The sequence below is a fragment of the Nocardia sp. NPDC006982 genome (assembly GCF_042869435.1).
GTDB lineage: Bacteria > Actinomycetota > Actinomycetes > Mycobacteriales > Mycobacteriaceae > Nocardia.
The window spans coordinates 368,097-392,535 of sequence record NZ_JBIAFV010000003.1; the positions used below are offsets into that span (position 1 = coordinate 368,097).

General features: G+C 66.2%; 1 protein-coding gene. It reads left to right on the forward strand.

Features of this window, described 5'->3' with window-relative positions; genetic code table 11:
* Positions 1–8 precede the first annotated feature (8 nt).
* Positions 9–24,407 (forward strand): helix-turn-helix domain-containing protein, encoded by a 24,399-nt coding sequence (locus ACFYOW_RS15085; RefSeq protein WP_387288160.1) that lies wholly within the window; start codon positions 9–11, stop codon positions 24,405–24,407.
* Positions 24,408–24,439: the final 32 nt, after the last annotated feature.

Genomic DNA, 24,439 nt, shown 5'->3' on the forward strand with positions numbered 1-24,439 from the left:
CGGCGCCGGTGGACGATTCGTTAGCGCTGAACCCGGTTGTGCAGCTGCGGAACTCGTTCGAGGGTTTGCCCGCCCCAGTGCGGCGTCCGATCGAGATGGTGGTGTTCGGCGGAGAGTTGCCGCGTGCCGATATTTCCGGGATGCGTCGGATGGCTGCGGAGTTCCGTGCGCAGGCAGCTGCGCTGAGTGATCGCTCGGAGGATGCGAAAGAGCTGCTGGCACACGAGGATTCGGTGGGAGTCCTCGGCGAACGGCTGCGCGAGACATTGGGTTTGCACCGGGATGGGGCGGCCAGGCTCGGTGACGACGCGCTGTCCCTGGCTGATCAGGTGCAGGCGGCCGCCAACGATGCGGAGAAGACGCTGTGTGTGATGTTCGTCTTCGGGATCGAGTTGGCGTGGCGCATCTTCGGTGTGCTGTCCAGCGCCGCCGCGGCTGGTCCTGCCGGGGAAGTGGCGGCGGCGCCGATGGTGGAGTCGATGTTGGTCGAAGGGCGCGGCAGAGTCGCGGTGATGCGCGCGGGCCTGGAGCAGGCGTTCCGGGCGGGCGCGACGAAGACGGCAGCCCGGCTCTCGGCGCTGGGGCCGCTGCAGTTGCCCGTCACGTTGGCAAAGGCCGCCGCGCTGCCGGTGGGTGTCGACGCGGGCGTGCAGGCGCTGCAGGTCGTTTCCGGTGATCGAACCCTCGCCGTCATCGGGCCGGACGGCGAGAATCCGACGGGAATCGACCTGACATCGATCAAAGTCGCGGCCTTGGCGGGGGCGGGTGGTGCGCTGGGCGGCATGGTCGCGGGCCGGGTCGCGCCGAAGGTGCTTCCGCGGATCGAGGGCAGCCGCTTGGCACTCGGGTTGGTACACGGCACTGCGGGCGCAGCGGCGGGCTTGGGTGCGGCGGCGTTGGTGACCGGCTGGCCGGACCATTTCGATCATGTGCTGGCACCGTTGCTCAACGGTGGATTCGCTGGGGTCGTGCATGCGCACGCCCTCGCTCGCCCCGGATCGGCTGCGCCGACGGGGGCAATGATCGACGGCGGTGGGGCATTCACCCGGCCCGACCTGCCCGCGGCCATGCGCAGCGAGGACGCCGCAGCTCTCCCGCCGGTCGAGGTGTCCGCGGAATCGAAGCAAGCATGGGAGGCTGCGAAGGCGGCATGGGGCGCGGTTCCGGATTCGGTGGCTGCCGCAGGCGCGCGAGGTGAAGAGCCCGCGGCCGGAGCACACGGAAACACCGCGCCGGTCAAGTCCGCCGAAACGCGGTCGCCCGCGGTATCGAGCTCGATGCCCCACAGCGAGGCGACTGGGCGTGCACAGGTCGACACCGCGGCCGGGTCGGCGGGGCGTTCGGAGACGGGTGCGCCGGTGGGCGGTCCGCAGCGGGGCGAATCGGTTGCCCGCACGAGTCCGACAGCGCCGCGACCGATCGAGGCCGGAGCGGAAACGTCTGCGCCGCCGAAGGTTTCGACGAACACCCCGGTCCGTCAGGTCGGCGCCGGGCCTGAAACACCCGCCGAACACCGATCACCGGGGAATCACGAGCAAGGCAACGCCGGAAAGGTGCATGCCGCGGGAGATGAAGCCCGCCATGCGGTTGACGCCCGCCCGGCCCCGGGTACCGGCGACGGGCCCGAAACGCCTGCTGCCGGTGAACATCGGTTGCCGGAGAGCGAGGAGCACTCTCTCACGGCGGAGCGGAGCGTTCTGGCTGATGCGACTGGCGACGTGTCGGCCGGACCGGCTGCGGATTCGGTCGACAATGCCGGTTCGCCCCCGCCGAGCGCGCGTGACCATGCGGTGGAGTTGTTGGCCGATTTCCACGCCAGTTCTGGTGATCGGGTTCCGGAGCAGCTGCGGCTGTGCAACCTTCCTGACGAGGTGTTGAAGGCCGGATTGTTCGACACCGACGCGCGGAAGTCGATGATCGCGACGGCGGAGATCATCCGGCGCGGCACGATCAGCGACGCTGTGCCAGGGGGGATGGTATTGCGGGTCGAGCAGGCGGAGGGGTTGTACGCGCTCGACAAGCGTCCGGTGGAGATGAAGCCGGGCGAAGGCAAGTCGCTGATGTTCATGGCGGCGGCGATGCAGCGGGCGGTGCGTCACGGTGATTGTCTTCTGGTGACGACGACCGATGGGCTGGCCCACCGCGAATTCACCAGGTATCGACAGCTTTTGACCGATCTCGGGATCGACGTGTTCCGTGCCGACCAGCAGCGGGGTTTCGGGCCGGTTACCGCCGGCCGCCCCGCGGTCGTAGTGGCCACCGGCGAAACGGTCGGGCATCTGTGCAATGCCGGTCACCGGCCACCGCGCCACGCGTTGATCGATGAGATGGACGGCATCATCGACCGTGGTGAGAGACAGTTCCTCCGGTCGGAAGGCGTGGAGCAGGCCGCGCCAGCGGCGACGGCACGCGAAGTGCTCGCCGCGCACGATTTCCTCGCCGAGGCGCTGGCGAAAGGGGCGCTGTCGCACGAGGATTTCGGCCTCACGCGGATCACCGAAGAAGTCGGCCTTTATCCCGACGGAACTCCTGAGATCGAGTACTGGTACGACGGCCGAGCGGAATTGACGCCGGGGGGACGGGAGAAGGTCGAGCAGCTTCCTGGCGGGAAACAGTGGTTGGCAGGGTTGGGGTTGTCGCGGCTCGAGACGGCCGCTGCCGCCGAGTTCACCTGCCGCAAGAGCACCCACTACGTGATGGATGCGGGCAAGATCGTCATCATCGATCAGGGCGAACACGGTCTGCAACGCAACCCGACGACCTCGAGCGAATCACGGTGGAGTGCCGAGCAGGGTAAGGCGAGCCTGGCGCAGGCCGTAGAGGCCAAGGAGATCCGGGCGGCCGAGGCCATCAGGATGAGCGCCGAGCAGCATCAGATCGTGGTGCGCGCCGACGCCGACTCGGCCAAGACCATCAACGCGGTCGAAATCTATCGCACAGGGGGACGTCCGGAGGACCGGTTCTTCGATGAGGTCACCGGTGCCTCGGGCACGCTCGCGGACCTCAACCCTGTGCTGGAAAAGATCTACGGTCTGGAAGAAGCGCACCAAGTCGACCGGGCCCAGGAGCAGCGGTTGATGGAGGGCGCCCCCGAGGTTGTGGCGAACACCCGCGCCAAGCTGAGCGCTATCGCCGAAGGCGCGCACAGGGTGTGGCAGGGAGGCCGGGGCAGGTCCCAGGAAATCTTGTGTCATCGCAACGACCTGGTCGACAGGCAGGTGCAGGCGTTGGTGCGCCAGGGGGTGCCGAGGGAGGCGATCGAGGCGGTCGACGCGGACCGGATCGCCGGGTGGGGCGCGGAGTGGGAAGGCCAGCTGCAGAAGATCTTCGATGCCGCCGGTGAGCAGGGCAAGATCCTGGTGATCAACCGGCAGGGCCAGCGCGGTGTCGATATCGCGGTGTCGGAGGCGGTGCAGGCCAAGGGCGGCATGTTCGTGTGGATGACCGAAGTCCCCGAGCAGTCCTACATCCACGAACAGGCCAAGAACCGCACCGCCCGCAACGGGGACCGCGGCGCCGCGCAGGCGCTGATGTCGCCGCAGGACGCGCTGATCCGCAAGGCCATGCACCTGCACGGGGTACGCGAGGCGGCGGTCCGCTACGAACAAGTCGCCGAAGCCCACCGCGCCGACCCCACCCCGGAAAACCACCACAACCTGGTCGAGGCCGACCACAATCTCCGCTCGCTGGTGCCCGGACTGCAAGAACGTGCTCTCCGCCACGCCACCGCCGACTTCATCCGCCACCACGCCTACCTCACCGACAATCCGGCCGACGTTCTCGCCGCCGCCGAGGCGTTCCGCTCCCAGGGCAGTACGGACATCGGTCAGACCGGTCAGCCGGACTACTCGCCTGGCCCGGCCGCACGGCTGGCCGGTTTGCTTGGGATCCCGGCCGCAACTGTCGCCGCACTCGAACAGGACGGCGCTGACGACCCGCTCGGCAGTCTGCTGGAACGGACGAGCCTGCCGCCCGCCGCGGTGGAGGTGTTGCGGCAGCAGGTCGAGGCGACCGCACCCGGAACGGTTGAGCAGTACGCGGGTCTCACCGACGAGCAGGCGCTGGACCAATTGGTGCCGCAGCGGGACCGCCTGGCCGGGAAACTCGGCTGGGACACCGAGGCCATCGAAGGCGCCGAAGGTATGCGCACGATCGACCCCGCGCTGACCGAGGCCGGACACAACCTCGCGAAGGTACTGGGTTATCCCGCCTCCGATATCACCCCCGCCCTAGCCCGCGAGATCCTGGGCGAAGCGGTCGACCACCACATGTCCGCCGAGGGCACCCCCAAGTCGGCCAACAGCGACGAAGCCTCCCGCAACGATGCCGCCCCCATCTCGGCGAACCCCGTATCGGTGGACCGGGTAGCCGAGAATCCGGTAGCCGAGGACGTTATCGCCGCGGCATCGCACTATCTGGCCACCGCGGCCCTGCTCGACTTGGTCGTGCGGATCCACCGCCGTAGCCCCAACAGTTGCGTCAACAACGCCGTGACCGGTATGCGGGTGTTGAGCGGACGCGACATCGAGATGCCCTCCAGCACAATGGCAGGCCACGGCCGCGATGCGGTAAAGAACGTGTTCGGCGCCCCGCTCGAGAATGCCGAATCGCTGGACGGCATGGCCGAATCGCTGAGAGCTCGGCCGGGAGGCATCACCGTCCTGGTCTACAAATGGAAAGACACCCCGGCCAAGGCCAAAGCCACGGGCATTGCCGATGCCGACGACCACATGGTGCTGGTGGTCAACGACAGCGAGCCGGGGCAGGCCCCGAAACTGGTCGTGGTCGACCTGGCGGCCTCGCGAGACGGCGACACCGGCACCGACTACGGCCCGAAAGACCTCCGCGACCGCCGCACGCTGCTGGACAAGGCCGTGCCGTTCGACACCTGGCGACAAGAGCAACAAAAGTTCATCGGCAAACTGCCCGCTGACAAACGCAGATTCGAAACCATCGAGTTCGACGTCGAGGGCAATCTCGCCGCCAGATCGCACCGCGACGCACCCGCCGCCAATACCCCGTCCCGATCGCAGGAGGCCGAGATCAGTGCGGAACTGGTGCGGGAAATCAACTCGATACCGCCGGGCTGGCCGGTCAATGCCGACGGCACACCTGATCTGCCGTCGCGGACCGACGCGGACACGTCCGGCAAGCCGGACATCCCCCGGTTGGCCGAACCCGCCCGCATCGGCAGCCGCCCGCACGAGAGCCCCGACCCGGCCGAGCCCGCATTCGAAACCAGGCAGGAACACGAGACTTCGGCCGCGCCGGAGGCCCTTCGCCTGGCCCTCGCCGTGGTCGACAGCTTCCGAAGCAGTCCCGAGATCACACGGGACGCACGGCGTTTCGTGACGAGGTGCTACCAGGAATACCGACAGAATGAGGAAGCGGCACTACAGGAACAGCGCTCGACTGCCCTGGTGAACGAACTCGGGATGACGTCCGAGGAGGCCGAGCAGGCCAGTAGCGAATACGTGGGCAGTGCTGAGGCGCGCCGTACCATCGATGACGCCGCCGCTCGCAGGGCCGCCGAACTCGTCAGCGATATGGCTCAGTATGCCGAACGCGTAAAGGTCGGTCTTCCCGGCACGCTCGCCGATCTTTATCTGGCAGAAGCGAATACGGCCAACGCGCGGAAGCTGCAGCACGCATTCTCCTGGATAAACCGAGTCGAATCGAGTCCAGATACCGCACGGGACGCGAAACGATTCGTCATGTCGTGCTACCAGGAATATCGACAAAAACAAGAAGCGGCCTTTCAAAGGCAGCGCCGGACCGCTTTGGTGGACCTGACACCCGAGCAGGCCGAGCAGCAGGCCAGGGAATTCGTCGGCCGAGCCAGCATTCGCGCAGCCATCGATAGTGCCGCCGCCACCGCCACTCGCCAGCTCATCCACAACATCCAAGGCAAATGGACCAAGACCAGCCTCCCCCTCCCCGATACCCTCGCCCGCCTCCACCAGGCAGCAGCAACCACGGCCAACGCGCGGAAACTCGCGAAAAGTATGACGGCCGACACCGATGATGCCGAGGCTCCGGATGATCATGTCGGCAGCCGCCCGTACGACAGCACGCCTACAGCGGACGCGAGAGAGCACCGGGGACTGTGGCACGAGTTCGCAGTGACTATCCCCGATCTGGTCACCGCCGATGCGGGAAGGTGGGCAGCGCAAGGCAATAGCCCCGATTTCCGGTGGTTGGCATCCCGGCTGGGTCCGCTTGCCCGGCACTTCTCCACGGTCGGCGAGGTCGCAGTCCGCCTCGTCGGCGACGAGCCGTTCGCCGAACTCCTGCCCTTGTGGCGTCGGTTCGTCGAACTCGGCGCCGAGTTCGAGAACGAGGGCTTCGGAATCTGGCACGCGCGCACCATGTATCAGCTGATGGAATGGCTGGTCGACTACGCGCCGGTCGACGAGTATCGAAATTCCTACGAGGTTGTCGACAGCGTCGACGACAGAGGGGTCTACGTCGGCGTATCGAGCGAGGTCAACCGCGCCGGAATCATGCGCAACACCATTGTGGCCGCCGACGGCACGCCGCGTGGCGGGGGGATGTTCGCCGACGGGTGGGACGAGCTCGGCGACATCGTGCACGGAATCGAGGGTTTCTGGGTCCAGAACAACAAGATGCGCGGCGACAATCTCGCCACGTTCAATGCGGGCATTCGGAGAAAACTGTCCCCCGAGGACGCGGCGCGCGCCACGTTCACCGGAAAGATGGCGTGCCGCAGAGGGTTTACCGAGGTCCTCATCGACCACACGGTTGGCGATCGCGGCTACTACGAGAAAGCCGTGGTGACGTTCGTACGGCCGAGCCGCCTGTGGGAGATGCGCTGCCGCCTCGGGGCACGTCTCATGGGGATCAGCCTTCCGGAGATGTTGGATCGAGCGGGCTGGTCGTCCGAGATCGCTTACCTGCGCGACGAGGTTGCGCTGGAAAGTGCGGAGATAGACCGCCGAACGTCCCATCCGAGCACGAGCACTACCGAGAATCCCGCCGACTGGTCGAGCCGGCGCGCTCAGGTCCAGATACAGATCGCGAAGATCGAGCGGTTGGCAACGTGGGTCCGGCAATGGTGGGCCGAACAGGACGCACGCGACCACTCCGCCATCGCCACGGTAGCCGCCGACGTGGTGCGCCGCAATCCCGGTGCGTGGCAGGTGACACCGAACACCGTCCTGCTGCCCGGACCCACTGTCGTCGTGATAGCCGAGGACGGCCGGCACGACGACGCGGTGACCGACATGTTGCTGCACAACCTCGACCTGCGCAGCGAGCTCCGCGGCACCGGATACGATATCCAACGACTGAAACCCGTTGTCGAACAAGATGATTCAGGCAGCACCCGAGTTCGGTCGGAGAACCTGGGGACCGTTCACGTCGACGCGAAGCGCCGAATGCCCGACGATCAGGACCGGGCGCGCCGTCGCAGGGACGAGCAGGTCCGCAGCCGGTTCAGATCGGTGATCGCCGACGGGGCAAGCCATGACACCTCGTCCGCGGCATTTCTCCGCGCGGATTGGCCACAGCGGGCGGCACTCGTGCGACAACGGCACGACCTGACCTCGCGGCTGCCGGGAATCCCAGCGCGGTGGCGCAACCGCGCCTGCCGTTTTCGGCACGCCCAAGAGGTGGCGCGGCTGCGCGACAGCTGGGAGAACGTGGACGAAACCGGACGGCGGCGACTGGCCTATCTCGAGACCATCGGCGCCGTACTGACCCGTATCGACGAGCGCACCGATCGGATGCCCGGGCAACCCGAGGTGTATCTGTGGGCATTCGACCTGGACACCGGATACCTGGTGCTCACCGTGGGGGACCCGGATCTGGTACCGGACGTCGACGACATCACCGATCGGCACGTCATGGATACAGGCACCGGCGATCGGCTCGACGCCGACGTTGATCGGGTCGTCGACGACTTCACCTCGGACCGGCAGTTCGGACCGGGGCACCGCCGAGCCCTCGTGATCTTCGTGTCCAGCGAAACGGGCCCGGACGCCGAGCATCGAAGGCTGGCAGACCTGACCGACATCACCGCCACGCGGGCGTTCTACCGCGACTGGGTGGTCGATTCCGCCGCGGATGAAAGTCCGCTGGTCCGTCTTCTGGAAGGCGACCGCCGCGACACCGTGTCCGAAATGCTGTGGCTGGTCAAATATTTGATACCGGACCACCCGGTACACCTGGTCGGTCCTGAACTCCCCGTCGGTGCGCCCGGCGAAGAATTCGCGGCCAGGGTGGGCGCCGACTGGTCGGCGGTGTTCGATAGGCCAGCAGACGTCGCGACGCATTTGGCACACCGACCGGGTGCGTTCGCCCTGCTGGCCGTCGAGAACCCGGCGCGTGACCACGGCGGCGGCGTGGATCTGGTGCTGGTCCGCAACGATGGCGACGACCGTCTTGTGCAGATCGACCTGAACCAGGTCAATCCACCCGGCGTCGAGCCGGGTGCCGCGGCACGAGCCGCCCGCACCCGCGACTGGCCGCCGTTCGACCCGTCCGGCTGGGTGGGCAAGTGGGACAAGGGATTCGGTATCGGCCTCGGACCCGACGGCCCGGAGCGCCCGCTGGTCGATGGCGAATCGACAGGTGTGCGTGGCGAGGATTTCCCGCACGGCCTGATCGGAGCGCGTCCGACGGAAGGGGTATCGGAATCGGCATATGAGCGCTACCGGCATCGCACCAGGCAGTACCACGGCGTCGCGGGAAACCGGCTGAGTGCCGTGTTCGGGGCGCCGTTGTCGACGGCCCTGCAGCCGGGTTCTCCGGTGCTGCAGGACTGGGCGACCCGGCAGGTCGTCGATCGGCATCGGCTGGCCGAGTTGCTGCGGCTGCGTCCCGACGAGCTTGCCGCCGACTCCCGTCGGCGGCGAGTGTGGGCACAGCTCAATGAGCGCCGCATGCTGCGGAATCCGACCGAGCGCGACCTATACGTCGACGAGCTGATGGGGTGGACGAGCATCGGCGACGCGCACCGTCACCCACCCGGCGTGGTGCACTCGGCCGCAGAACGGTTCGTGGTGAGCCGCGGGGTCCTGGAGAGTGCCGACCGCGTCGCGGTGCTCGCCTGGCGTCTCGGTTGCTTCGACGAGCTGGCGGGGCAGCTTCGTGCCGATGAGCAGCGCGGCGCGGAGCTGGGACGCGATGAACCGGCGGCCAGGATTCGGCGGGCGTTGGCCGACCGCCTGGAGTCGCTGGCCACGGAGCTGGAGGTCCATGAGGATGCTCTCGACGCGATCGACACCGCCGGTCTCCAGAAAGCCTGCGATTTTCAGGGACTGGTGTGGTTCGACGTTCTTCCTGGCTCGGCTGGTCGAACCCGCCTCGACAGCCTGCTCGATGTCGCGACGGCAGAACTAAGTGCCGCCGTCGGCCGCGACCCCGCGCAGCTGAGTGAGCGGGAACTGGACGACTATCGGCATTTCTCTGACGATGGGAACACCAGGAGATGGGCGACGGCATTCGGCGGTCTCACCATGATCGCCCGCGTCACCGACCAGGCTCACCACCACGAAACCAGGCTCGCTGCCCTCACCGAACAACTGGACAGCGAACTGGCCCGGGTCTTCGGCACGCGCCCCGGCTCTCTTATTCCGGACGGTCCCTCCGGCGAGGACGTCATCGAGCTTCTCGGTCAACGTTTTCCCGGTGTCCGGTCACCGGCTGCCGACATGCTGGCCAGGCATGTCGACGCCACCGGCGTCGAGCGGTTCCTGATGGTCAAGGAGGTCTTCCGCGACGGCAGGCGGGGCATGTGGCGGCTGCCGTCCGCACTCGAGGCGGTGGAGTTGGATGTGCATGCCGTGGGTCCGGCGAAGATCGCGGAAACCGGCATGGTGGCGGTCGATTCGTCCGAGCGGTTCGTCGCGGGTGTCGACGCGAAGCACAGCATCGATGCCCGCTGGCTGACCCGTGGCGAAATCGAGCTCGCAACTGTGAATCGCATGGTGCACGGGTGGCTGCAGGAGAACTTCTCGTCCGCGCTGGACGCATTCGATCCGGTGGTCACGCCGACGGATGCCGCGGGGGAACTCGCGCGGCTCGGATCCCGCCTGTCGTTGAGCACGGACGACATCGAACTCCTCACCCGCAGGCTGACCCGACGGCCAGCCGACGAGCACACCCGAATAGTCCATTTCTTTCACCTGCTCGCGGACGAGTTCGAGCGCAACAGGATACAAGCCGAGCTCAATGTCGGCGGCGGCGATTTCCTCGACATGTACCTCCACAGGCAGCAGACTCAGCCCAGACTCGCGGCTGATCCCGAGATCGTGGATGTGATCTCTACTCCGATGGCGCACCGCATCCTGCTCGACATGGCGAACTCCATTCACTGGAGTGGTGACACGATCGGCGCCGGAGTCGAATTCTTGGCGAGCCCCGAGATCGCCGACGCTTTGCGGAAGATCGGCGAGAAAAACGCTCATTTCGAACCCTATGTCAGCAGCCGGATGTCGAAACAGATTGCGGCCGATCTCGATGCCGTCGGCCGGGAGTTGCGCCGAGTTGCGGAAATTCCGGCCGGTGCTGTGGATGTGCGTCTGCTCACGATGTTCGACGGGTTTGCGACGAAGAATCCGCCCGGAAAGGATCGGGTCGCCTGGGACGTACTGGTCTCCCTCGATGATTTCTCCCCCGGCTCGGTCCATCGGAAATTCACGGACGTGTTTCTGCGGACCCGTCAAATCGCCGGTATCCCGGACGATGTGCGGGCGGAGGTGGCATTCACCGCGCAGCAGTTGCGTGACGTGGAGGACCTCTACATCAGAGGTCCGAGCGGTCGCGAATTCGCTTGTTATGTGGAGACGGTGGGTGAGCTGCCGGTCGGTCAGCGGCCACCGACGATTCGCGCGGCAATGGAGTTCGTCCGGGATGTGACGCCCGAGTTCGCCCGATGGCTTCGCACTGTGCTGGCGGACGGCGCGAACGCTGCCGAGCGAAACGCGCTCGGCTTGCAGCGTTCGGGCGAGGCGGTCCTCGGTGAGTTGAAGGACGTTGCGCGCGCCTTCGTGGCTGAGGTGAAAGATGCGGGTCTGTCGGCCGAGAGTCTGGCGAAGGTGCAGTCTTCGGACTTCCTTGCCCAGCTGCTGATCGGCGTCACCCGCTATGACAAGTCCGACGAGGGGCCACGCGACATTGCGTCGCTGCGTGAACTGCTCCGCGACCAAGAACGGGCGACGGCGGAAGGCGGCATCGCACCGATGCCCGAGGAATATCGGCCAAGCGGTGTGGTCGAAGTCGCCAAACTGCGGACCCGCGTTGGTGCGTCGGGGCCGCAATGGACCGAGGACCTGCTGACCCGTTTCGCGCGGCTGGCACAGAATCTGCAGGCCGCGCGCTCGGCTATCACTCTTGCTCGGCGGCCGATCACCCATCTGCTCGACGAGCTCGGGCGCGGCATCGCCGAGCATATCGGCACCCTGGAGCATTCCATCGCTTCGGGCAGGCTCGCCGACGGTTCGCCCATCAACGACGCGGCGCGGCGGTACATGGCAGCTCGCGCACAGGATTTGAAGGAACTCATCGCACCGAAGGCCGAGCACGCGACGCAATTTCCGGCACTGCGTTCACTCCGGGATTTCGAGAAAAATTTCCAGCGGTTGGCTCGTATCGGCGAGTTACATGACGACCTGCGGGCAATCTGCTTTGCCTGGGCAATGCAGCAGCATCCGGAATGGATCGATCGGTTGCGACATATCGGTGTGGGCGAACCGACGCTGGAAGATATCGTTCGCGTCCGGGAATTCGTCGAGCACATCACCAATCAGGAGGTGTTCGCACGGTATTTCGCACACCGGCAGGGCGCTCGAACTTTCCGGCGGATGACGAGTGTCGCGGCGCTGGACGAAGCGATAGCACGCACCCAGGGCGTCGGAGCCTCGAGCGACACCACGCGGCTGCGGTTCGTTCCGACGCGGGGGCCGCTGCTCGAGCTTTCCGGGCATATTGCCAGTGCCTGCTGGGCCGGTAGGTATCGTTCGGTCGCCGAGGCGATGCCGAATATGACAGCCGTCATCATGGTCCGGAATCCCGACGACCCGGCGCGCACCGCATTGGTTGGCGCAGGCCTGCTCATCGAGACCACCAGCACATCCGGTGAACCCATCCTTCTCATTCGCGGCCTCAACCCGTTGGAGACCTATATCAACCACGTCTCCGTCGCGGACTTCTACCGCGAATTCACCGACTGGGCGCACGGAATCGCCTCGTCCCGAGGACGTCGGCTCGCGATCGTCATCGACGACCACTGCGGCGGCGCGGCAACGAATCGTCCCGCGCTGTACAGCTACCTTGCCGAAGCGCGCCCCGAGCTGACTCCGGTCCGGGTCGATCTTTCGGACACGGCATTCAACGGCTATGACGTCACCGAATGTGCATACCTCGTCGGTTCGACCGGAACCCGTGACCAGCAGCAACACCGCGAGCCCGGTGGTCTCATCGGCAGTCGGCCGTCGGAGAATTCCGGCGGTCGCTTCGGCTGGCGGGAGCGTGGATTGCCGAGGGATGTGGCATCGGCCGATTGGCGCGCTGATGACCTGCTGAGCTCGGCGTCCGGGCCATTGCCCGCAGAGATGATCGGGCGCGAGATCGACGAGGTGACCGAGATCCTGGGCGCGCGGGTGCCACCGGAACAGTTCGCTGATCCGGAAATCCGCCGCGGGGTGCGGTTGGCGGCCGAGGGACTGTGCGTCGGCCGGAGCCTGTACGGCGGCCCGGACATCGGTCGCGCCGATGACATTCGCCACGACGCCGTCGGCGAGTTGCGGGAGCCCGGCGCGGCGAACCGGCATGGCAACGGGATGCGGGTCGCCGAGGAGCTGCGCCACATCCTGGACAACGGCCTGCTGCAGGGCGCCGATCTCGGCGACATCATGGCGGCGATGATCGCGAACGCCTGGAGCGATCTCGCGGATGGCAGCAATCCGCGACGCCAGGACACCGCGCGGTCGGCGGAACTGCTCCATGCCCGCGCCCTGGTGCACGGCTGTGCCGCGAGTACTGCCCTGGTGCTCGGATTCGCGGTGACCGGGCTCGGATTCGATGCGCGGACCGGGACACAGATGATCGCGTCGCCCGCGGCCGTGGCGCAGATGCGGCAGCGGTGGGGGGAGCTCACCGGCGGCGAGTTCGAGACGGCGATGCGCGTTGCCAGGTGGGTGGCCGCCGCGGGCCTGCAGACGTTGTCGGAGCCGGACGCGGTCGTTCAGTGGGTCCGGTCGGACCGGGACGGCGAGAGCACCAGCATGCTCGAACGCCAGGCCCTCGTCGACCGCCTGCGTGACCGGGCCGGTTTCGCGGACCCCGACAGCGGATACCGTCCGCCGGACGGGTGGCTGCTGACCAACCGGGAGATGCGCCGCGACCACGCCGCGAAGGCGCGGGAGATCGCCGACCGACTGGCGAACGACCCCGGCTATACACCGCTGGACGCCTATCGCGACTCCCGGCTGCACGCGGCCGAGATGCGCGAGGAGCACAGCGGTTTCCGCTGGCAGGTGGTCATCGGGCCGGGTGCTGACACATCGGACTCCGGCGCCCTCGCCGACGCCGTGGCCGCGCGACTGCCCGAATCGGGCTCCGCGCGGGCGCGCGAGGACATCATCGACGCGATGACGCGTCTCGCGGAACTCACCCTGCCACATGCCGGGGCCGATGCCGTGTTCGTCGTGACCTCGGCCAAGGACGCCGACGGTCGGCGCCGATTGCTCGCCGAATTGGACTACACCCGAACGGACGCAACCGATCCCGCACCCGGTATGACCGCGGAGGAATTGCGCCGGGAGCTGTCCGACGTGGACGGCCGCATCGACATCGACACCGCTCTCCTGCCGCAGGACCAGGTCCGGCATCGGGTTCGCCTCGACCTCACCCGGCAGCGGATTCTGGTGCGCTGCCGGGTGTGGGGCAGCGACGGGGCAGGTATGTCCGCGTCGAACGTGGCGCTGTGTCAGGGGCTGGCGGCGGCCGGGCACGAGGTGATCGTCCTGGCGGACGAGATCGCGCAGGGTGCCCCGAGTTCGAATGTGAAGGTGTACAGCTACCGCAAGCGTGTCTCCGGGGCGAGTCGGCGAGTGCTGTTCGACGGGCACCTGGGCGATTTGCCGCAGTCGGTGGATCTGGTGATCGTGCATGCCGAGGACGACGGTGTGAAATCGGCGCTGGCGGCCGAGACCCGTTATCCCGCCGCGAAATTGGTGAGCGTCCACCACCTGACACCGATGCTGTGGGAGACCCTCAGGAACAGTCCGGAACGCGGTCGCGCCACGATCGCGGCCCGCATCTACTTGGCGCGGCGTGCTCACCTTGTGACGGGCCTCGGCCCGGTGCTGGCCACGGATGCGCTGTCGGCGGCTGTCATGGCGGGCCACGGCTCGGTGCACGAACTGCAGCCGGGTCTGGAGATCGCCGAGCAGCCACCGGAGCCCGCACCCGGTGACCCAGCGCGGATTCTGCTGTTCGGCCGGGTCGACGACCAATTGAAGGGGGCCGCGGAGATCGCCGCGGCAGTGCGGCGACTGCGCGCGCAGGGGCGCGACGTGCGGCTGGTGGTGCGGGGCTACCCGAAACGTGGCGTCGAAGGGGCCCACACCACGTTGGCCCGGATGATCGGTGACCCGGCTGCGGTCGAGGTGAAGCCGTATACGTCGAGTCGGGTGCAGCTGCGAAACGATATCCGTGCGGCGACCGTCGTGGTTATGCCGTCGCGTGCCGAGGGATTCGGCCGGGTCGCTACCGAAGCGATCGAGCAGGGTGTGCCGGTCGCGGTGCCATCGTCCAGCGGAGTGGGCCGCTTCCTCGCCGAGCTGGCGGACTACCGCGACTTCGCGGACCGATTCAACCTGGTCGAACAACCTCTCGGTGCCCCTGTGCCGATCGACAACTGGGTAACTGCGCTCGCCGCAATACACGACGACCTGCCCGGCGCCTGGGCGGCGGCCCGCGGGTTGCAGGCACTTATGCGGCCGTACAGCCACGAAAACAGCGCAAGGATGATGGTGCACGCCGCGCTGAACACCGACCCGCACTCTCGCCGAACGATTCCGCCGTCACGGACCCGGGTATCGCTGGAGGCCGGACGTGTGGTGGCGCGCGGCGAGGAAGAGGATTACCAGCGGATACTCGCCGTGGCCGACGCGATGGAATCCGATCCCGCCGTGCGGGAGGCCGTTATCAGCGGTACCCGCATCGAGTTCGCACCGTCACCGGACCCGCTGACGACCGGCAGAGCATCTGCCGATGACAGCGGCGCACGGTCGCGCCCCGGGGACGACGAGCGATTCGGCAACCGACCGGCGACCGGCCGGAACGGAGGTCCGGGTGGGCTGATCGGCAGCAGGCCGTTCGAGGATTCGCCTGGTGAGCGTGCGTTTGCTGGTCCTGGGTTCGAGGAGTTGGTGCAGGCGGGCCTGGAATCCGGTGTTGCGGAACGGTTCGTGGTGGAGGACAGGCTGGGGGTGCGGGTCGAGGAGCTGACGTTCGGCAATGGCGTGCGGGTGTTCATGGAGACTTATGCCGATCCGATCGACGCGCTGGTGCAGGTGTTGCGGACCAAGGTCGCCATCATGATGGGTGCTCCGGTCGCCCACGCGATGTTGAACCTGGAGGACGACCGCGTTTATCGGGAACTCACCCCTGGGCGGCTCGGGGACACCGTCGAGGTTGTGGACCCGGAGCTGCTGGGCTCGGACGCGGCGCTGCGGCTCGGTTTGTTCGATGCGGTGACCGGAATTCGCCGGACGGCGCGTGAGTGGAGTGTGGCCGACAACGATGTGATGGGCGGACGTTCCGGATCCGATGTCCATGCCGGGCAGATCAGTGTGTTCGCGTCGTTGTTCGTGCGGTATATCGACGGTCGCGCGGTGTGGTTGGACCATGCCATGCCGACGTGGGACATCGCGCCTATCCGGGAGCAGGTGTCGCACCTGGATACGTGGATCTCGAATTTTCCGATGCCCCAGGAACACCGAACGGCCCTACTCGATATCCACGCGGGGTACGAGGCAGCGCTGGCACAGGTCGAGCGGCACGCCGTGCATACCTTCGGTGAGCGAGTGCATCGCGCCGGGCTTGATGCGGAAGCGCAGGCCAAGGCGCGGTTGGTCGAGGTGTTCACTCTGAACTATCCGCACGTCGCGGTGGTGGGGTTCGATCATCCCGACGTGCCCACTCATGTCGTCGAGGAAATCCTCGATGGGTTGCATGAGATGTTCATCAGGTTCCCGGACCGAACCAATATCCGCGAACTGCGGATCGACTACACCGACTGGGAAGCCAGCAGCCCCAGAACCCACAACTACACGGAACCCACAGCGGCGGGCCGAACCTCGAGTATGCGGTTCAGCCTGCGCGATGCGGCCAACCCGGCACAGACCGTCAAACGCGGAATCCGGTTTCTCGAATTCGGATTGAACCCGGTCGGCGACAGGCCATTTCGCCACAACGCCGTGCACGAGTTCGTGCACGCGATCGATGCAGTGGAGGGTCTGTCGGAGAACCTGCAAAAGACACTGTCACAAACCTGGGGACAACTGGCGAACCACGGCCTCATCGACGAGTCCTGGTGGACCTGGCTCACTCGACTGCCGAGATACGCCTTCGTCAACGAAGCCGAGACGGTACTCGACGACGCGGAAGCCCTCGCGGTCGGATTCGCTGAGGCCGACATCCACGGCGCGGCGGCCGGGTCACCGCAGTGGGCGATCCATGACTACGTCACCACGGGGCGTCCACCCCAAGTCACGCCGGATCTCGAGATCGATCTCCCACCGCATCCAAATCATCCGGACTCGGGCGGTCCTGGTGGACTGATCGGTAGCAGGCCGTTCGAGGATTCGCCTGGTGAACGTGCGTTCGCTGGTCCCGGGTTCGAGGAACTGGCGCTGGCTGGACTGGAATCCGGGATTGCGGAACGTGTTTCGGTGGAGCAAGCGCCGGGAGTGCGGATCGAGTTGCTGACGTGCCGCGATGGCCTGCGGGTGCTGGAGGAGACGTATGCCGCTCCGATGGAGGCGCTTGTGCAGATATTACAGGGCAAAGTCGCCGCCATCATGAACGCTCCGGTCGCTCATACCTTTCAGCGCAGATCCGGTGGCCCCGTCTATCGAGAAATCACCCCCGGACCGCTCGGCGACAGCATCGACGTCGTGACCACACACATTCTGGACTCGCCCTCGGCCATGCGGCTCGGCCTGTTCGACGCGGTGACCAGGACGTTCCGTACGCTGCGCGACTGGAGTGTGAGCCCGGACGGCGAGGTGATGGGCGGACGCGCCCGATCCGACCCCGACGCTACGCCAGCCGGTATGTTCGCGGCGAAGTTCGTCGAGCGTATCGATGGCCGTGAGGTGTGGCTGGATCACGCGTTGTCGAGGTGGGCGGTTGCGCACATTCGTGAGCTGGTGATGACCAACCTCGAATCATGGATCGACAGTCTCGAGGCCCCGAGGCCATACCTCGATGGGTTGCTCGATATCTATAGCGGGTACTTGGCGGCGTTGGCACAGATCGAACGACACGTCGTGCCGACCCCGAGCGAGATGCTGCCGCGGGCGGGGCTCGATGCGGCGGCGCAGGCCAAGGCGCGGTTGGTCGAAACGTTCGCGTTGAAGTATCCGCATTTCACGATGGCTGGGTTCGACCATCCGGATGTGACCGCCGATGTCGTCGCGGAGATCCTCGGTGGGCTCGATGAGATGTTGACCAGGTTCCCCAACCGGACCAACATCCGCGAACTACGGATCGATTACCTCGGTTACTGGGAAGCCAACGCCATCACATACCCGAATGGGGACCCGGTAGCGCGAGGTCGCACCAAGAAGATCGTGTTCAACCTGTATGACGCGGTCAGGCCGGAATCGACTGTCGAACTCGGTATCCGGAATCTTCGACACGGGTTCATTCCGGTTGGTGACCGGCCTTTTCGCTACGCCGCGATACACGAGTTCGTGCACGCGATGGATGTCCACGCGATCGAGGACCGCGGGCAGCGGCTGTCGGCGAACTTGTGGGGGGTGCTGGATGAGATCTGGGAACAGCTTTGGAGCGCTGGCCTGATCGAAGAGTCCAGGCAGACGTGGCTGGCGCGGCTGCCGAGCTACGCCTTCACCGATGATGCCAAGACGGAACTCGACGACGTGGAGGCGCTCGCTGTCGGGTTTGCCGAAGCGTACATACATGGCGTGCCGGTCGGTACGCCACAGTGGGCGATCCGTGAGTACGTGACCACCAAGCATTCGCCGCAGATCACACCGGATCTCGAGGTCGATCTTGCGCCCCAGGCGGATCCGCCCGCCTCCGGTCGTCCGGGTGATCTGATCGGCAGCAAACCACATGAAGAGCCTGATCGGCAGACGGATGCTTTGCGGGGTGCGTGGATCAAATCCGAGCGGCTCGAGCGGGGGATGACGCAGGTACAGCTCGCGCAAGCGGCGGGCTTGGCGAATAGCGCGCTGTCTCTTATCGAGAGCGGGAAATCGAGGCCGCGGCTGCGCAACTTTCACCAGATCTGCCGGGCACTCGGGCTCGATGACGATGCAGTGGCCGACGCTGTCCGGCAGTTCTATTCGGATGTACCGCTGAACACCGATGCGGCTGTCCATACGTCGCTGGGTGGCTGGGTGACGGCTCTTCGTAACAGCAAGGGCATGACCAGGGCGGATCTCGCACGCGCAGTCGATATAGCACCGACGAGCGTCACCGAAATAGAGAATGGCGTGTACCCGCTGCCTGGTCGGTTCTTGCGGATTGCGCGAGTTCTGGGGGTAGGGCAGAAATCGCTGGCGGAGGCGGTTCGCGCGTTCTATCGGGACATCGAGTTCGATCTCGATCCCGCCGCGCACGACCCTGGGTTGCCCGGAAGTTGGATTGCGGCGTTGCGCTATGACCGGGACATATCTCAGGCCGAGCTGGCCCGGACCGCGGGCATACCGAAACAATCGGTCGGTCGAATCGAGCGTGGACAGACCCCGAACTGGGTGGTCTTCCGTCAGATCTGCCAGGCGCTGGAAGTTGCGCCGGAAGTACTCGCCGCCGCTGCTCGCCATTTCTATCGGGATCTCGACCTCGACCCCGCCGCGCACGATCCCGCGTTACCCGGTGAAGAACTCCTACGGGCCGCCACCCGCCACTTCGATCCGGACCTCGAGATCAATCCCCCTCCGCACACATTGCTGGGTGGTTGGATCAAGGAGTTGCGACTCGAGCGCGGGGTGACGCAGAAAGAGCTTGCGCGTCGGGCGCGGATGTCCCAGCCCTACATTTCCGCCGTCGAACTCGGAACGCGTTTTCCGCCGGTGCGGAGATTGCGGCAGCTCTGTGGGGCGTTGGGTGTGGGTGGTGATGTGTTGCTGGAGGCGGTCGAGCAATTCTATGCGGGTCGCTACGAGCGTTCCGGTAACCGGGAGGAAGAAGCTCTTTTCCACCGATATGTGGTCAGCCGGGTGGGTTCAGCTGAGGAGAAGACGATCCGGGACGAGATTTGCGCGACGGTTGCGTGGATTCCGGATGCGTTGGCGCGTCGTGAATCTCCAGATATCCGCGATGAGGCCGTGCAGGCCGCGTGGATGGGAATTCTGAGCGCGATCGACAGCCACGTCCCCTCCGCGTCGTTCGCCGCCCATGCCTGGGGCGGCGGTCGGAGAGCAATTCTCCGATACCATCTCGCGCGCGCGTTCCCGGATCTCGACAATCCCACCCTGAAGAAAGTCAGCACAGTAAGAGCGCAGATCGACCGGATGGTTGCCGCGGGCGAAGTTCACGACGATGCGGCGATTGCGCGCGCGGTGGGTTACCCGGTGGCCGATGTGGCACTGGCGCGCGAGATTCTGGCTCGGCCCACCGTGCATTTGGATTCGCCGGTCCAGGGCAAACATGGAGAGCCGAGTCGAGACATCGCCGATCCGGCTGCTGCCACAGGCTTTTCCGATACCGATTTCGCGACGACAGTTCGCGGTGCGCTGGCGGATTTGGCCGAACCTGATACCGCTGAGCGGTTGGTGATGCTGCATCTGGTGGAGGGTGAGCCGTTGACCGACGTGGCCGCGCGGTTGGGGTTGACGATGGCGTCGGCGGGGGACGTTCTCGCCGATTGTGTCGCGCGGCTGCGCGATGTGTTCGATCCGGGGAGATCGGGCGAAGTGACCGCGAGCGAGCGGGGTCCGGCCACGCTCACTCCGGGGGCCGAGGTGGTGGCGGAGCAGGATCAGCTGCCGGTACCCGATGCCGAGCCGGGCGAGGGCAGCCCGAACCCGGGTGGCCTCATTGGCAGCCGACCGGTGGGGGGTGAGGGTGAGAGCGGTTTCGTCGGCAGCAGGCCGTTCGAGGTTTCGCCTGGTGAGCGTGCATTTGCTGGTCCCGGGTTCGAGGAGTCGGTTCTTGCGGGTCTGGAGTCCGGTATCGCGGAACGGTTCGTGGTCGAGGATGCGCCGGGGCTGCGGGTCGAGGAGGTGATGTTCGGCAACGGCTTGCGGGTGTTCGCAGAGAGATATTCAGATCCGATAAAAGCGGATATCCAGGTGTTGCAGGCAAAGGTCGCCGCTGTCATGGGTGCTCCGGTGACCCACGCGATGCTGAACCTGGAAGACGACCGCGTTTATCGGGAACTCACGCCGCACGGGCGGCCCGGGCACAGCTTCGACGTCTTGTCCCCGGAGATTCTGGACTCGTCCTCGGCCGTGCTGCTCGGCCTGTTCGATGCGGTGACCGGGACGAATCGGACCGGGCGCGAGTGGAGTATAGGTCGCTACGACGATGTGATGGGCGGGCGCGCCCGATCCGACGTCGACGCGCCGACCGGTGTGTTCGCGGCGAAGTTCGTAAAACGTATCGATGGCCGTGACGTGTGGTTGGACAACGCCCTGCCGAGGTGGGCGGTCGAGGACATTCGTGAGCGGGTGACCTACCTCGAATCGTGGATCGAAAGTTATCCGGCTCCCGAGAAACACCGAGATGTGCTGCTCGACATCCACAGCGGGTACTTGGCAGCGCTGGCACAGATCGAACGGCACGCTGTGCCCACCCCGTGGGAGATGTTGCATCGTGCGGGGCTCGACGACGAATGGGGCGATGACGATGTGGAGGCCAAGGCGCGGTTGGTCGAGGTGTTCAACCTGAAGTATCCGTATGTCACGATGGTGGGGTTCGACCATCCGCATGTGCGCGCCCATGTCGTCGAGGAGATCCTCGATGGGCTGGACGAGATGTTCACCAGGTTCCCCGGCCGGACCAATATCCGGGAATTCCGGATCGATTACCTCGGCGATACGAAAGCCAGTGCCAGAGCGTCTTGGCATGTAGATCGCGTAGCGGCGGCGGGTCGAACAAAGCGGATTCATTTCAGCCTGCACCATGCGGCCAGGCCGGAGCTGTTTGTCGAATCGGGCGTCCGATCGCGTGAAGACGGGATCAATCCGATCGGCGACAGACCATTCCACCACGATGCCGTCCACGAATTCATCCATGCGATCGATGCCAAGGAGGGGCTCTCGGAGAACCTGCGACAGGTGCTGGGGCAGACCTATTCACAGTTGTCGAGGCTCGGCTTGGTCGACGAGCACTGGTGGACCTGGTTCGCCCGGCTGCCCGAGTACGCCTTCGGTAATGAAGCCAAGACCGTATTCAACGATGAGGAGGCGCTTGCTGTCGGGTTCGCGGAGGCGGACATTCATGGGGTGGCAGTCGGTTCGCCGCAGTGGGTGATTCATGAGTACGTCACCACCAAGCGGCCACCGCGGGTCACGCCCGACCTCGAGGTCGATCTCCCGCCGCAGGATGATCCACCGGCTTCGGGACGTCCACGTGGCCTGATCGGTAGCAGGCCACATGAGGACGACGATTCGCAGTCGGACGCCCCGCGTGGATCCGCAGATGTGATCGAAAGCGAAAAAAGCCCGGTATCGCGGACACCGTGGACCACGAGGAGGGCGGAGCCGGGTCGACCACATGCGCAAAGCGGCGATTCGGAACCAGGCCGGCGGAGTCCGAAGCCGGGCGGCTGGATCGGCAGCAGACCACACGAACAGGACCAGCCAGCACGACGCCCCGTACCGGGCCAGACGACGCCTTGGTCGCGGGAGGCGATAGACGAGCCGCACCTCGACGACCGACTCCGCAAACAACCATCGCACCTGATCCCCGAGGGTCCCGCCGACAACCCGCCGGGCCTGGTCCCGCTCACCGCCTGCGAGACCGAAGTATTCGCTCGAGTGCGACAGGGCATGACGCACAACGAGATAGCGGTGGCACTCGATCTTTCGGTGCGCGATGTGCGGGCGCACCTGGCGAGTGTCCGCCGCAAGCTCAGAAATCGGCGTGTGGCGCCGAGCCGTCCTGCCGTCCTGCCTTCCACGACATCCGAGTCCGAGCGTTTCCGGGCAGCCATGTATGCCGCCTTGACGAGCGCCGACCAGCCGGATCCGCGAGCACTGCTGGCCGGGGCGAGCCAAGAGCAGATGGAACACGCTGTGCACGGGCTCAGCCCGGAGCATCGGGCAGCGCTGAGCCGACTGCGAGCGGGAGCGAATACACCGATGATTCGCAGCATGGCGCTGATCGCGGCTCGTCGATGGGTGCTGGCCCTTGCGGTCGAACACAACCGGTCGCAGACGATGTTGGCCACCGCGCTGGCCGCGGCGAATACCGCTGACCTGCAAACGGCACTCGACCAGCTCACGGCCGCCGAGCGCCGACTCCTGGTCAACCGCTTCGGACCGGCGACGTCGCCCGACACCTTCGAACCCGACGATTCCGTGCGCGCTTTGCGTGCGGTCGACATCGTCCGCCACCTCGCGGGGCGGATCGCGTCAGGTGCCGGAATGTCCGCTGTAGACACGTACGGTTTCGACAAGAGCGGATTGCCGCGCCCTGCCTCAGTGCAGCAAGCGAATTACCCAGCGGCCCAGACGTATACGGCGGACGAATGTCTGGACGCGGTCTTGGGCTGGATGGACCGGCGGGACTCCGTGCAGCCGGGACGTCCAGACAACAACGGCACCGATTCTGTGCACGCCGACGCGGTCAACCGCTGGCGCTCGTTGCCCGTGGATCACGGTTTCGATGACGAACAGCGGCGGCTGGCCGACGAGGCGCTCCGTGCGGGCGGCTTCGACAACGCGGATATGTTGCAGCGTCCGGGAGATCACCTGTTCGCGGACGCCGCACAACGCCGTGCGACCGAGAACGGTCAGTGGTGGAATTCGCTGCGCAACCCGGACGAACCGGGTCGACTGAGCAGCACGCAACGGGCGCTCATTCAGGTCTACCCGCATCGGATCGGTAACGCCGACGGTCTTCCCGCCACGGTCCGCGACCACGCCAACCGGCTATCGATTCGTCGCGATCTGGACGAGTTCGTCGCCCGCAAGCCGGTCGGCGTGGGAATGCTCGACTGGATCCGGACCGGACTCAGGGCCGCCGAGCGAAAACAGTTCAGCAACCTGATCCATATCCGAAATCACCTGCGACAGCTGGACCGGCAGGCCACCGAGACACCGGGCAGTCCTCCGGTGCATCTGCTGTCCTACGACTCCACCGCCTTCCACGGCAAGGGCAAGGCCGTCGTCGCGCTCGGCAATGTGGACACCGCGCACACGGTGAACTGGCATGTGCCCGGGACGAATACGACCTCTTCCTCGCTGGCCTACCAGTTCAAGCCGCTGCGCAACCTGTACGAGGAGACACTGCGCGTCGATCAGTCACTCGAGCTGGCGTCGATCATCTGGATCGGATACGACGCGCCGACCGGGCCGGTGAACACCGGGTTCGCGAAAGCCGCCTTCCGAGAACGCGCACGCGTTGGCGGCCACCGGTTGCTATGCGACATCGCGGCATTCCACGCCACCAGACGTCTTGCCGGAACCGCGGCCCCCGACCAGCTCGTCAACCGCATCTACGGGCACAGCTACGGTTCGGTGACGACATGTTATGCGGGCAGGTACGGCAGGCTCGCGGGCCTGGTCGGCTCGATAACCCTCTCGGGCTCACCGGGAGCGGGCCCGGTTCGCCATGCCGAAGAATTCGGCATCGGCGTGGAGAATGTCTATGTCGCCGCCTCGTGGCGCGATCCGGTGACCATGTTCGGCGCGGACCGGCCCGGCGCGCGGAGCCGCGTGAACCCGCGGCTCGGCCACGGCATTGATCCCGCCACCGAGGCGTTCGGCGGCCAGCGAATCGGCGCCGAGTTCCCCGACTCACCGAACTTCGCCGGCGCCGAGGCCGTGCATCAGGGCTATCTGCACCGCGACCCGGCGACCGGGCTGCCCACCGAAGCGCTGGCCAACGTCGCGCAGATCACCGCCGGACGCGGCCACACTCTCGCTCGGGTGGAGCGCCGGCGATCTGGACACGGTTGGGTCGCGCGACCCATCGACCGCGAGCGCGGGCGATACGCCCACGGCAACGGAAATTGACTGATCGGCGCTGCAAGGCATGTCGCTGAATC